The organism is Candidatus Micrarchaeia archaeon (assembly GCA_041650355.1).
Classification (GTDB): domain Archaea; phylum Micrarchaeota; class Micrarchaeia; order Anstonellales; family Bilamarchaeaceae; genus JAHJBR01.
In genome coordinates this window covers 1-12,555 of the sequence record JBAZLI010000022.1, presented here as the reverse complement: position 1 = coordinate 12,555, position 12,555 = coordinate 1, and the positions used below count along the sequence as shown (strand labels likewise).

The window sequence follows — 12,555 nt, the reverse complement described above, 5'->3', positions numbered from 1 at the left end:
CCGCCTTCTGCTGGGTTACGGGAGCTTTGCGCATCTCGTCCCGGTTCTGCACGCTGTATTTCTCCTTGAATATTTCGAGCATCAGGTCCCCGTAATTCACTATTGAGTATCCGGGTTTATTCTCCTTGATTCCTGCAAGCACTGAACTTTTCCCGACTCCGGGAACTCCCATCAGTATTATCATAAGATCACCCTTTCAGGAGAGCATCCTGGTGAACTGCGGATATATTTCAAACACGTTGAGGCGCTCGAAATCCTCGTATAGCTTGTAGAATATGCTCACGGTAAGCAGGATTCCGGTCCCGGTTCCCAAAGCCCCGGTGAGGTCGGCCATCCCTGCGAGGAATCCCACCGAAGCGCTGCTTATGATGATGAGCGGGCTTATGTATTTCTCGAGCACCTTCTCCAGGAGCCTCGGGTCCCTCCTGTAGCCCGGAATCTGCAAGCCCGCCCTGTTGAGCTGGTCTGCGACGCTTTTCGCGTCCATTCCGCCTATTTCGGACCAGAACATTCCGAACGGGATGGAACATAGCACCAGGAACAAAACGTAGGTTATTGCGTGCACCCATTGCGGGATTCCGAACACGTATGTGGAGCTGAGCATGAACGTCCAGTGGTCCGAGCCGCTGGGCGCGTAAAGCGGGGTTATGAGGTAGAGCAATCCATCGTGCATCGAGCCGCTGTTCACTGCCCCGAAGTAGCAGATGAGTTCGGTGGCCCCTGGCCCGCAATTTTCCGCGCCGAAATTGGTGAGTATCGGAACTGCGAAAATCTGCAGGTTGAGCAGGAGCGCGGATGTGAAAATGACCGGTATGTTGGAAACGTAGAAGAACTTGAGCGGAAGGCTCGGAAGCACCCCGCGGGCCGTGGTGTAGGCGACCGGGATTTCCACCTTCATTCCCTCCGCGTAAACCACGAGAAGGAAGACCAGCACGGTGAATATCGCTGGGGAAAGCGCGAGCAGGGCGCGCGGTATCGCGTCGGCGCCCCCGTCCACTATTATCTTCACGAAACCGTCTGGGTTTTCCCCGAACAGGACCGCCGAGAATCCGCCTATTATCGCGAGCGAGACTCCGGCCGCGATGAAGAGGCTTATCCCGCTCCCTATGCCGTATTTGGATATCACTTCGTCCAGGTAGAAGAGTATGATTGCGCCTATGGCTATCTGGAGCACCACGATGGTGGCGAGCATCCCGTCCGTGGGATTGGAAAGCATTTCCGGCCGGGTGTAGACGAATATCCCTGCCTCCACGAAGGCGAGCACTATCGCGAGCACCTTCTGCACTTCGTGGAACTTCTGCCTTTCCTCGGGCTTGCTCAAATCAAGATTTATCAGCCCGGCCCCTTTGAAGAGCTGGAGGAAGATGGATGCGAGGACTATGGGCCCTATTCCGACCGTGAGCAAGGAGCCCATCTTTGAAGCAGTGATTATCTGGAGGAAATCTGCGGTGCCGTAGCTTGCGTTCACCCCGTAGGCGGTGACGTTGTACATGATGAAGAATATGAGCGTCGCTGCAGCCACCCACATGAGCTTCTCCTTTATGGAGACCGGGCTCTCGGGGACTTTCACTTCCGGAAGCAGTTTGGCTATGGATGAAAATATCTCTACGATGCCCATCGGTTCACCTGTAAACTTGAGTGCTCAGCGGATTCATGCCGCTTTTTTCCCGGTTTTCTCTGCCGGCTGCCCCTTTGCGGCCTTCTCCTTCTTGCCCGGGCGCTCGAGCTTGCTCAGCGCGCCTCCGGCCTGCTTTATCTTCTCCTCGGCCTTCTTGCTCCAGCCGAGCGCCTGCACATTGACCGGAGAGATGATTTCGCCGGAGCCGAGAATCTTGCCTTCGAACGTGAAGTGGAGCGCGGTCCCCCTCTTCTCGAGGGAGCCCTTCCTGGCTAGGTTTTCTATGTCGAATACATTTAAAACCTTTAGCTCCTCCTTCGTCGGATTAACGAATCCGTGGTTGCCGAAATAGTCCGGAGCATATTTGACCATCCAGGTTTTCTTGTGCTTGTTCAGCCCTGCATGGCCTACGCCTCCGCGGTTTCCGCTCCCCCTCCTGTTCTTCGCGTTGCCTGCGCCGTGGCTTCCCAGGCCCCGGTACGACTTCGTGCGCTTGTCTTTCCTGTTGGTCATCGTAATCACCGCTATGCCATCCTCTTCACTAATGCGGAAATGTCAGGCCTTGCGCCCAAATCCCCGCGCGGGTAGTGCTGCTTTATGTCCTTGTACCCCTTGCTCGGGGGCCTGAGCGTGAACACCGGGTCAGCGAATTCCTTGGTCTTCGCGCCCGGGGCCATGAGCTTCTTTGCGATTTCCGCGATTTCGCCCTCCTTGGAAGTCTCGGAAAGGCGCTTGGAGCCGCGCTTGCCCCTTTTGTAGAGGAGATGCGCGAGAGCCTGCTCGCTTATCGGCCCGAACGTCACGTAATCCTTCACGAGGTTGAACATGCCCTTAAAGTAGGGCGTGTCCTCCACCACAACGCAGTGGTTCGGCCTGCGGAGGTTGAGGAGCTCGAGCGTCATCTTTATCTTGGGGTCCATGTTCCTGCGCCCCCTCACGCGTATTATCGCAATCTTCATCCATATCACCGGTTCAAATCAACAGAATTCAGCTGGCCTCGCCCTTCACGGGGTGGGGCTTCACCGCGGTTATGTTCTCGAGCGCCTTTATCGTGGCCATCGAGGTGTTGTATATGTTCTTTGTGCTTCCGGTCGTGCTGCTCCATGCGTCCTTCACGCCGGCTATCGTAAGCACCTTCTTTATGGTCGCGTTGGACGCGATGCCGAGCCCCTTGGGCGCTGGCTTGAGCACCACTATTGTGCTGCCCTCCTTGCCCCTGGAAGCCTTGGTTATCGAATGGGTGGAATGGCACTTGCATTCCCAGGAGCCGCATCCGAGCTTAACTGAAATCATGTGCTTCTTCGCGTCCCGTATCGCGTAGTCTATGCCGGGCTTTATCTCGTCGCACTTGCCCACTCCGATGCCCACGTGGCCGTTCGAGTCCCCGACTACGGACACCACGCGGAACTGGATTTTCCTTCCCGAGTCCGTGGTTCGCTGGGTGCTTTTTATTAGAAGCGTTTCAGCCTTCAGGTTGGAAAGCAGAACGTCCACTATCTCGGCCTCGAGCACGGGCTTTCCCATGTCCACTATCTGCTCGAAAGTGGTTATTTCGCCGCTCTTCACCATTTTCCCGAGCTGGGTCTTCGGATTCCAGTTTTCCTTGTCAACGACAGCAACTTTTTCGCTCATTCAAGCACCTCATGATAGAATCTTTTTCTTGGCTTCCTCGAACGCCGCGCCCACATTCTTCAGGTGGGAGCCGCTAAGGCGCTCGGGAACCACTTTGGACTCGTCGAACGGGATTTTCACTCCGGAATCAATCGCGCCCTTCACGGCGGCGAACACGTTTGCGCCTTTTGACGCGGTGGCGCTTATGTCCGCGACCGCGGCTTTAACCCCCTTGGACTGCGCGTGCTTTCCGGCGTAGAGGCCGGAAAGATAAGCGGTTGGGGTGTTGCATTTGGAAGGGAAATTGAACAGCTTCTTGAGCTGGGAGGAGTGCATCGTGTATAATGTTTTATCGCCGAGCTCGCTGTATTCCACGAATTGGATGAGGAATCCCTTGTTCGAGCGCCTCACCACCATCCGGGTTTCCCCGCCCCGCACGAGCGAGAGCCTCCTCCTGTAGTCGGTCCTTCCCTCGCGCCTTCTCCTGAAGGGCATTATGAACGTTGTATGGACTTTCATGCTAACACCTTATTCATATCATCATTTTCGTTTCGCTTCATGCCATCGTTTTAGTTTCGCGCCATTTTTTCCTTTTTCTTCATTTTCATTTCGAGCCATTTCTTCGTCATCGTTTTTCTCGTTTTCGTTTCAACATCCACGTTTCGAACGTTTCGGGTCATTTTTCTTTTTTTTCGTTTCCCGTTCATTCGGTAGTTTTTAGTTTCCAGTCATTTCTTGGGCTCCTGCGCCTCCTTCGCCTTTTCGGCCTTCGCGGGCCTGGGCTTCGGGGCCTTTTCCGGGCTTCCGGCTTTCTCCACGTACATGCTGTTGTCCTTGAGGTACATGAGCATCGCTTTCTTGCCCTTGAAGGAGCCCCCTTTTATCCTAAGGTAGACTTTGCGCTTGCTGGATTTCTCCAGGTTTCCGGCGGAAACGAGCTCGCTGAGGTACTTGCGCTGTGCGCGCACGCTTGTCATCCACTTCCCCTTTTCCGGGGCGCGGCTGTTCATGCTGCCCTTCCTGGAGCCCCTGAGCTTCTTCTTCCTCCTGTTGAGGACCTTGAAGCCAGGCCTGCGCTTCACTATTATCACTTTGTCCTTTATCAGGCCCCTCACGTCCTCGCGCGTGAGCGCGCTCTCCGCGCGCCCGATGTCTTCTGGCTTTATCCTTATCTTGCTCACGCCCACCCCCAGGATTTCGGATGCGAGCCTTTTCACGGTTGAAAGCATATGAACACCTCAGTTTAGAAGCTTCAGCTTGAGCTCGGCGGCTATCTTCCTGAAGCTCTCGCGCTTCTTCTTCCCCACGCCGGAGGCGATGCGCGCGGCTTTTCCCACCGCGGCCCTGAGCTCCTTCTCGTTGTGCACCAAAACCTCGTGCATCCCGGAAGGATGTAGGCAGCGCACTGCGCCTGCGTTCTTGTAGCCTATGCGCGGGCTCGCTCCTGCGAAAGCGCACCTTATCCTCTTCTTGTTGTCCGTGCCCCGGGGGCTTCTCCACCTGTGCTTCACCCTCTTCTTGAATCCTGAATTGAGCACGTTGAAGGCCGGTTTGGATTTCTTGTTCATCATGACCACCTATGCGACTTCGTAGATACCGTCCTGGAACACGCGCGGGTCCTTCTCCCTTATTTTGAGCGCGGTCTTCATATTCGCGATTGTCTGGCCTACGTCGTCCTTGCTCGGGCCCGAGATGGTTACCTCCTGCCCCTTCACTTCTATCTTGGTCTTGCCGATTATCTTGAACTTGCGCGGGAGCTTCTCTCCGAGCATGTTCTTCACCATGAGCGTGTCTCCCTTCGTTTCCAGAGTGAACGGGAAGTGCGCGTATATCATCTTCATCTTGCGCACGTAGCCCTCCTGCACACCCTTCACGAGGTTGCGGATGTGGGCTTCCACCGTGCCCTTCACTGCCGGGTCCGCGCACTCCACCTCCACCTTCTTTCCGTCGCTTTTTATGGAGACGTTGCGCACCCTGAACTGCTTCTGGGATTCGCCCTTCGGGCCCTTGGCTTTCACCAATGAACCCTCGATTGTTATAGTGACTCCGCCGGGTATGTCCATATGAGCACCTAGTAAACGTAAGCTATCAGCCTTCCGCCCACGCCGAGGTCCTGGGCCTGGGAATTGGTGAGCACGCCCTTGGAGGTGGATATTATTATCACCCCTATGTTGTAGGCTGGAAGGAAGCGCTCCTCCACCCTGGGCCATTCGTCCTTCTTTATGGGCAGCCTCGGCTTTATCACCTTGGCCTCGTTTATCTTGCCCGCGAGCTCTATCTCGAACTTGCTCCCCCTGCCGTCCTCGACGTTCCTGTACGCGGAGATGTAGCCCTCGCTCTTGAGTATGTCGAGAATCTTGCCTATCAGCCTGGAGGATTTCACCGTGCAGTGCCTCTGGCCAGCTATCTCGTGCGTCTTCAACGTGTTGAGAGCATCAGCGACTATGTCCATGCCATCACCTTAGTATTTCCTGAAATTGATGTGCTCTGCGACCTCGCGGAAGCATCTCCTGCATATGTGCAGGTTGTATTTCCGTATGACCGCGCGGGCGTTCCCGCATATCCGGCACTTCCTGGTTCCCTTTCCCTTGTATTTTTCATCGAGAGAAACCGTCATCATAACACCCCTATTCCTCCATCTTGGCGTTGAGTTTTGACTTTGCGAACTCAAGCCCGTCTGCCTTTGTGAGCATGTGCTTCTTCCCCACCTTTCCCGGGACGCGCATCCTGGCTCCCACCCTGCTGCCCTTGCGCCTTAGCGTCACGCAAACATCAAAGCCGAACACGCCCACCGCGGGGTTGTATTTCGCGCCCGGAAAATCTATGTACTCCTTCACGCCGAAAGAGAAATTCCCGAGCTTGTCGAAGCAGGATGCGTTAAGCTTCCTCTTCCTGGAATCGAGCGCGCGGTTCAGGAAATCCAGCGCCTTCTTCCCGCGCAGGGTGGTCTTGAGCCCTATGGGCAGGCCGACGCGGAGCTTGAACACCGGGTTCCTCTTCCTCGCCTTGGTTTCCACGAATTTCGCGCCCGCGAGCTTTTCCACGACGGCTTTTATGCCGTCCATCCTCTCGCCCGGAGAGCCGACGCCTACGTTCACCGTGACTTTCTCTATCACAGCTTCCCTCATGGGGTTGGATTCCATAATCATGCACCTTCGAATGAATCGTCCACGACGAAGAGGTATTTAGCTACCGTGACGAATTCCTCGGCCCCCTTGAGCCGCGCCTCGGTCCAGCTTCCTTCCCTCTTGATGACTTCCTCGAGCTTCGCGACCACGCCCGCATGCGCGCCCTCGGTGACGAGGCATTTGGCGCCGGGCTCGAACTTGAGGACCTTCGCGACCTTCTGGTCCGGGACAGAGATTACCGCGCTGTCCCCCACGCGCACGTTGTTGTCCGCGAGTATGTTCCTTCCATCGTGAAGCGTGATTGTTGTCTTTCCGCCGCGGACCGTGTGCTTGTTCACCACCTTCCCGATTTTCGAGCTTGAGTGCTTTATCTCGAGCGGAACCAGCTGGCTCTTCCTGTTCACAACTATCCTGTAGGAGCGGTTCACCTTCGGGAACGAAACCACGTCCATCAGGCCTACCGGGAACTTGGGCTCCCTCCTGGGCTTTCCGTCCACGAGGACGCTTTTGGAGTTGAGCACCTTCCTACTCTCGGATGCTGTCCGGGTCACGCCGAGCACTTCGCGCAGGAGCACTCCCAGGGGGATTGCCTTGCTCCGCGGATGCGGGCCTGGATCGGTGCTTATCATGAACGTGTTCGCTTTCTTGTCGCTCACAGGTATAGCTTTCGTGATTGCGATTCTTTTCGTGTGATATGTTCGTCCTTTCTTAGCCATCGTTCCACCTTTTCAAGCCTAAACTTTCACTTCGCCTTTCTGCTCGGCGGGCATTCCGAACTGCCTCTTCCTCCCTTCGCTCATGTTGAGCTCGAGGAGCAGGAGGTTCGAGGCCTGGAACGGAATGAGGATTTCGGTCCCTTTCGCGTTCTTGCGCGAGATTCCCTCCAGGTAAACCACGCCTTTCGCGTAGCTCACGCGGCCCACTTTCGCGGTCTTCCCCTTGCCCGAGCCGCGCATAATCCTCACGCTGTCCCCCTTGTTCACAAGGAGCGCGCGATTCTTGATTTTGAGTTTCGTCCTGAGGTCCTTGGAAAGATGCATGTGCATCCTGGGCCTCAGCTCGTGGAGCTTCGCTTCGTGGAATTTCTTTCTTTCAGTGTCCTTTTTCATCATAACCACCGATTATATCACTCCGGGGGCTATGGCGGAAACCTTGGGGTACCTCTCGGTAATCTCCTTGGCCACCACGCCCTTGATTTCGGTGCCTATCGGCAAACCGTCCTCGGTCACAAGGACTGCTGCGTTGTCCTCGAACTGCACGGTCATGCCGTTGGCGCGCTTGAACGCCTTCTTCTGCCTCACGATGAGGGCGCGCACCACTTTCTTCACCATTTCCGGCTTGCCCTTCTTCACCGAAGCGATTACCACGTCCCCTATCCCTGCGGTTGGAACGCGGCCGCGCACCCCTTTGAGCGTGAGCACGTTGATTATTTCAACTTCCTTGGCGCCGCTGTTGTCGTGGCAGGTAACCCTTGCGCCCACGGGCAGGCACCTTACGATATGAGAACCGAGTCCTTTCATCTGCAATCACCTTCCATGAGTGGATTATGCTTTCCCCTTGGCCGCGGTTATCACTTCGACAACGGTCCAGGCCTTTATCTTGCTTATCTTCCTCGTCTCGCCTATGCGCACTGTGTCCCCGGTCTTCGCGTTTATGCACGGCGGGTTGTGCGCTGCGACCCGGCTGCGCTCTTTTGAAATCCTGTTGTACTTGGGCATTATGCTGGAGATGTTCCTCTCCACGATTACGGTGCGCTTGCCCTTGTCGCTCACCACTTCCCCGACTATCCTCGAGCCCCTCACTTTCAGGTTTCCGTGCACGAAGCAGTTCTTGTCATCGCATTTATCCATATCATCATCCCGGTTCATTACTGGCTGAAGCGACAGCATGCGTAACGGACATCCCGATTTCTTCCCCCCTACGCAGAGAATTCATCCGTGCGGGGAAAGGTTTCGAAATGCGCGCCGGCATGCTTGGAACGAGTCTGAAAGATACCGGCTGCTGAGCGTAGTGGAAGAATATTCCTGGGAAGAGTTTATAAAGGTTGGCGAATTTGGTCCACTTCGAACCGCATAAACCTTTGAAAAATACTGGATTTCCAGCTCGCATCAATTAAATGAACGCCGGATTTTGCCAATATTTTTAATTGTGCGGCCTGAAGTGCCTACCAGGTGATTGAATGAGGATGGTGTTCGTGATGTTGTTTTTGGCCCTGATTCTCGCATTCGGGTGCGTGGAGTTCGGCAATGGCTGGGTGAAGCTGAATTATGCGCAAAAGGAGTACGTGTGTCCGGACGGGACCACTGTGGCGTCTCCGAGTTTATGCGCCGGAGGCACGGGCAATGTAAGCATGTCCAATTGCGCTTCCACTGCTACGCTGAGTTCTCTGACCAGCAACCTGATGACGCAGAGCAGTGAATGCCGCAACCTCCGCGTAATGGACCTGTGCGGAAAATGCGCTTCCTGCTGCAGCGACTACCAGACTGCCAAGACCGAGTACGACCAGGAGAACAGCCCTGGCTGCTATTCCTGCGCTTCGGCCAATTTCAACGGAGTCGCGAGGGCGCGGGATTTCTACGACAGGATGGGCGTGTACGAAAACAAGTGCACAGAAGACTGCCCCAGCCTGGTCACAGCGTATCAGGGGCTTCTGCAATACGCGAAGGACAACAACTGCAAGGCGCCGGCAGGGTACGGAACCTGCGATGACGTCACGCTTCCGTAATTTTCTTTTAATTTTTTCCTCTTTCCCTTACGAATAGTAGATAGTATAGTATTCCTAGTGTTACTGCCGCCAATCCCACCAGCCAGGACTGGAGCGGCAGGCTGAACATGAGAATCGCGCAGGAAAGGAGGCCGCCGAATGCCGCGTAACGAGCATTTCCATCCAGTATTCTGATTCCACTCAGGTTTATCGCCGCATAGTAGAGAAGCAGGGAGAAACTGCTTATGTAGGCTATGTGCGGAAGGTCCGCGAAAAGCGCGAACAGGAGCGTGGCTGCGCCGCTCACGAGTATGGAATTTGCTGGGACAGATGATTTCCCTATTGCGCCAAGCCAGCCCGGAAGCTCTTTCGCTTCGGCCATGGTAAATGCGAGCCTTGAAAGGCCGAGAACTGAGGAAAGCACCACTGTGCCGGTGGCTATGAGGGCGCCTGCGGCTATTATGGATGCGCCGAAGCCCAGCCCGACAGAGGCAAGCGCGTCTGCGAGCGGCGAGCCGGATTCCGAAAGCGCCTGCCAGCCCGCGAGGCCCACCGCACCTACCGCGACTGCGGAATAGAGCAGGGTTGAAACTGCTATGGAGATTATCGTGGCTTTTGGGACGTTCACTTCCGGATTTTTCACCTCGTCCGCAATCACTGCGACGCGCGCGAATCCTGCATAGGCGAAGAAAATCGTTGCGGCTCCTGCGAGTATCCCGGCAATTCCGAAAGGAGCGAGAGGTGAGAAATTGGCTGGCTTGAAGAAAAATAATGAGACGGCGACGAAAGCTAGGAGTATGAGCACTTTCAGGGCGACGAGCACGTTGTTGACCTTGCTGGACTGGCCTGCTCCCAGGAGGTTTATCGCAGTCGCGAGTAACACTATCAGAGCGGCCGCCAGGTTGGCGGGCACGGAAGGGAGGAAGAAGGCGAGATAATGACCGAATCCGACTGCCACGGTCGCGCCGGCCGCTATGTTGGAAAAAAGCCAGATCCAACCCACTATGAATCCTGCGGAATGGGAAATCGCTTCCCTTGCGAAGAGATAGGCTCCGCCGCTTTTCGGGAAGCGCCTGCTCAGCCCTGAGCTTGCCAGGCCTGTCATCAGCGCAACCGCGGCGGCTACCAGCACTGAAAGGAAAACTGCAGGGCCTGCGATGCCTGCAGCAGAGCCCAGTATCACGAAGATGCCTGCGCCTATTATTGAGCCGAGAGCGATGTTGACCGCGTCAAAAAGCGAGAGCGTGCGGTTCAGTTTTGCCATCTGAATTCATCCAATTTCTCTTTCTTGGAAATTATCCGATTCCAACGAAGTTCATTTTCGCGCGAGCGATGGAATGAGCCGGTTCCTGAGGAGGTAGGCGGATGCGAGCAGCACGAACAGCAGGATAAGGAGCACCCAGAATGCCGGCTCTTCCAGTATTCCTCTTGCCGCTGGAAGCGGGCTTAGCTCAATGTCGGCGGCAAGGCTCTTCGCATTGTACGCGGTTATCGTGAACACGTACTTTCCGGGCACTGTAAGGACGCCCTGGTACCTGCCCCCTGCATCAGTCGCCGTGTCGGTTGCTGAAGTGTCCGGCTTGGCTATGCTGAGGCTGGCTTGCATGGGTTTTCCCAAGCTCAGGACGGAAAGCTGGAGCGAACTGGGCTCTGTTACGTAGACCGGGATTATCAGGGTCCTGGTTCCGGCAGGAGCTGACGGGTCATAACCCGATGTTGCCAGGGCATTCGTGAACTTGGCCAGTTCACAGGGCAGTTGATACGAATACTGGCCTGCGATGGATGGAACGAATGTGAATTTTCCTGTTGAATTGGTTGTGTATCCTGAGGTTGAGTTAAGCGGGTCAATAACCTTTACCTGGAGGCCGGCAACGGGGAAGCCGCTCTGGTCCAGGATGGCGGCTTCAACAGTGCTGTTTACGGGCACTTCCGGCTGCGCCTCAATGCTGAACGTGCTTGGGGATTGCGCACACGCATTGCTGGTGCACAAGAAGCAAGGCCCGCAGCCTGGATTACTGTAAGCGCATCCGGTTTTCTGGATGCATGCGCCGGACGAGCATCTTTCGCTTGCTGAGCATTCTGAATCAGAATTGCAATCAGCGCACTTTCCGCAGTCAGAAGCGCATGCGGAGCAGCTTTCATTAGCGTTGCAGGAGCCGTCGCCGCAATATGGCGCCACGCAGGTGTTGTTTATGCATGCTCCGTCTGGGCACGTTGCAGGGCTGCAAACTGGGATGGTGCAATTGCCGCAGTCAGCAGTGCAGGTTGAGCAATTTTCATCCGAGCCGCACGTTCCGTCCCCACACATGGGAAGGGACAGGCATTGGCCGCAGTCAGATGGACAGATGGAGCAGTTTTCTCCTGCACCGCACGCGTTGTCTCCGCAGTAAGGAAGCACACAGGTGTCGTTTACGCAGGTTCCGTTGCAATTTGCAGGAGTGCACACTGGGCCAGGGCAGGCTCCGCAATCGCCTGCACAGGTGGAGCAATTCTCATCTCCGTTGCATCTTCCGTCCCCGCAGTAAGGACTGGACCCTCCGGAGCATCTCCCGCAGTCTTCTGGGCATCGGGTGCAGGTCTCGCCTGCACTGCAGTTCCCATCTCCGCAGTACGGACAAATGCCGCAGTCCACAGGGCAGTTGTCGCAGGTCTCGTTGGACTCGCATATCAGATTGCCGCACACCGCGTTCAATATGAACGCACTTGGTATGGAAATGCCGGTCTGGTTTTCAAAGTTGATGCATACTCCCTGCCACACGTAATTCCCTGCGCCGAGGCCAGCGACAGATGTGGACTTTGGCACTCTGCTTTGGGCATCCACGTTCAGGGTGGCATTATCGTAGGTGTTTGTAATGTTGAGGGTGCAGTTGAGGGTGGTGCCGTTCAGGATGTCGTTGGCTATGAAAGTGAGGTTGAGGGAATCGTTGCTTGGGAAAAACGAGCCGTTTTCAGGGAACAGAAGGACCACTGCAAGCGAAACATTAGGGCAGAGGTTGGTGCAGCCCGCGGTGCCGTTGTCGTTCCATCCGCCGAAATGGTCGCAGGTATTGTCATCGCCATCTGACGCATGGTCGGACCAGTTGTATGAGTACATGTCGGTCCATCCGCTGCCGCATAAAGTGTTTTCATAGATGCGGGAGGCTGCCTTGTATGAAAAGAAGCCGGTGTTGCTGCTGTTGAGTACGGTGTTGTTCGCGAAAGTGGTGCCATCGGTTTGCCCGACCATGAGCCCGTTCCCGTTTGAGTCGAGGAAGTTGTCGGTCACAGTATCTCCCGTTATATCGCACGCGGTTGGCCCCACTATGTAGATGGCGCCATCCGTATTGTGGGTCAGGGTGTTTCCGGTTACGGTGTTGTTGCGGCTGTTGTTGAAGCTTTCGATCAAAATCCCATAAACGTCATTTCCATTTACGGTGTTGTTGGCGATCAGGTTGCTGTGAGCATCCACATCGAAGTTGCGCTGGAAGTGTATTCCATACATGTAGTTGTCGCTT

General features: G+C 55.5%; 19 protein-coding genes. 1 reads left to right on the top strand and 18 read right to left on the bottom strand.

Annotation, left to right across the window (positions count from 1 at the left end; translation table 11 throughout):
• From WC488_02475 to WC488_02400, 16 genes are all read right to left on the bottom strand, one after another.
• Nucleotides 1-184, bottom strand: a 184-nt coding sequence (locus tag WC488_02475; protein MFA5077267.1) for an AAA family ATPase, incomplete at its 3' end; no start/stop codon positions are given.
• Between the two features lie 12 nt (nt 185-196).
• Nucleotides 197-1,618 carry a preprotein translocase subunit SecY gene (gene secY / locus WC488_02470; GenBank protein MFA5077266.1) on the bottom strand — a complete coding sequence of 474 codons (1,422 nt, stop codon included), beginning with the start codon at nt 1,616-1,618 and terminating at the stop codon, nt 197-199.
• Between the two features lie 33 nt (nt 1,619-1,651).
• Entirely contained in the window at nt 1,652-2,131 is a 480-nt protein-coding gene (locus WC488_02465) for an uL15 family ribosomal protein (GenBank protein ID MFA5077265.1), read from the bottom strand.
• Between the two features lie 11 nt (nt 2,132-2,142).
• On the bottom strand, nt 2,143-2,577 hold the full coding sequence (locus WC488_02460) for an uL30 family ribosomal protein (protein ID MFA5077264.1): 435 nt from the start codon (nt 2,575-2,577) through the stop codon (nt 2,143-2,145).
• A gap of 28 nt (nt 2,578-2,605) precedes the next feature.
• Complete coding sequence (locus WC488_02455; protein MFA5077263.1) at nt 2,606-3,250, bottom strand: 30S ribosomal protein S5; 645 nt, start codon at nt 3,248-3,250, stop codon at nt 2,606-2,608.
• Between the two features lie 9 nt (nt 3,251-3,259).
• Nucleotides 3,260-3,748, bottom strand: coding sequence for a 50S ribosomal protein L18 (locus WC488_02450; protein MFA5077262.1), 489 nt, complete (start codon nt 3,746-3,748; stop codon nt 3,260-3,262).
• 209 nt (nt 3,749-3,957) lie between these two features.
• Nucleotides 3,958-4,458, bottom strand: a complete 501-nt coding sequence (locus WC488_02445; protein ID MFA5077261.1) for a 50S ribosomal protein L19e — start codon at nt 4,456-4,458, stop codon at nt 3,958-3,960.
• A gap of 9 nt (nt 4,459-4,467) precedes the next feature.
• Nucleotides 4,468-4,797, bottom strand: coding sequence for an eL32 family ribosomal protein (locus WC488_02440; protein MFA5077260.1), 330 nt, complete (start codon nt 4,795-4,797; stop codon nt 4,468-4,470).
• Between the two features lie 9 nt (nt 4,798-4,806).
• Complete coding sequence (rplF, locus tag WC488_02435) at nt 4,807-5,292, bottom strand: 50S ribosomal protein L6 (GenBank protein MFA5077259.1); 486 nt, start codon at nt 5,290-5,292, stop codon at nt 4,807-4,809.
• 8 nt (nt 5,293-5,300) lie between these two features.
• Complete coding sequence (locus tag WC488_02430; protein MFA5077258.1) at nt 5,301-5,681, bottom strand: 30S ribosomal protein S8; 381 nt, start codon at nt 5,679-5,681, stop codon at nt 5,301-5,303.
• Between the two features lie 9 nt (nt 5,682-5,690).
• Nucleotides 5,691-5,846, bottom strand: coding sequence for a 30S ribosomal protein S14 (locus tag WC488_02425; GenBank protein ID MFA5077257.1), 156 nt, complete (start codon nt 5,844-5,846; stop codon nt 5,691-5,693).
• A 10-nt stretch (nt 5,847-5,856) separates the two neighbouring features.
• Nucleotides 5,857-6,372, bottom strand: a complete 516-nt coding sequence (locus tag WC488_02420; protein ID MFA5077256.1) for a 50S ribosomal protein L5 — start codon at nt 6,370-6,372, stop codon at nt 5,857-5,859.
• A gap of 2 nt (nt 6,373-6,374) precedes the next feature.
• A complete protein-coding gene (locus tag WC488_02415) occupies nt 6,375-7,073 on the bottom strand; it encodes a 30S ribosomal protein S4e (GenBank protein ID MFA5077255.1) in 699 nt (232 codons plus the stop codon).
• An 18-nt stretch (nt 7,074-7,091) separates the two neighbouring features.
• Nucleotides 7,092-7,466 carry a 50S ribosomal protein L24 gene (gene rplX / locus WC488_02410; GenBank protein MFA5077254.1) on the bottom strand — a complete coding sequence of 125 codons (375 nt, stop codon included), beginning with the start codon at nt 7,464-7,466 and terminating at the stop codon, nt 7,092-7,094.
• Nucleotides 7,467-7,478: 12 nt separating this feature from the next.
• Nucleotides 7,479-7,877, bottom strand: coding sequence for a 50S ribosomal protein L14 (locus tag WC488_02405; GenBank protein ID MFA5077253.1), 399 nt, complete (start codon nt 7,875-7,877; stop codon nt 7,479-7,481).
• 24 nt (nt 7,878-7,901) lie between these two features.
• On the bottom strand, nt 7,902-8,207 hold the full coding sequence (locus WC488_02400; protein ID MFA5077252.1) for a 30S ribosomal protein S17: 306 nt from the start codon (nt 8,205-8,207) through the stop codon (nt 7,902-7,904).
• A gap of 329 nt (nt 8,208-8,536) precedes the next feature.
• Between WC488_02400 and WC488_02395 the strand changes: the two genes are divergently transcribed.
• Entirely contained in the window at nt 8,537-9,082 is a 546-nt protein-coding gene (locus WC488_02395; GenBank protein MFA5077251.1) for a hypothetical protein, read from the top strand.
• Nucleotides 9,083-9,089: 7 nt separating this feature from the next.
• On the opposite strand, the gene WC488_02390 is transcribed toward WC488_02395, so the two are convergent.
• Complete coding sequence (locus tag WC488_02390) at nt 9,090-10,325, bottom strand: amino acid permease (protein MFA5077250.1); 1,236 nt, start codon at nt 10,323-10,325, stop codon at nt 9,090-9,092.
• A 51-nt stretch (nt 10,326-10,376) separates the two neighbouring features.
• Nucleotides 10,377-12,555 (bottom strand): NosD domain-containing protein (locus WC488_02385; GenBank protein ID MFA5077249.1); only part of this gene is annotated, 2,179 nt, incomplete at its 5' end.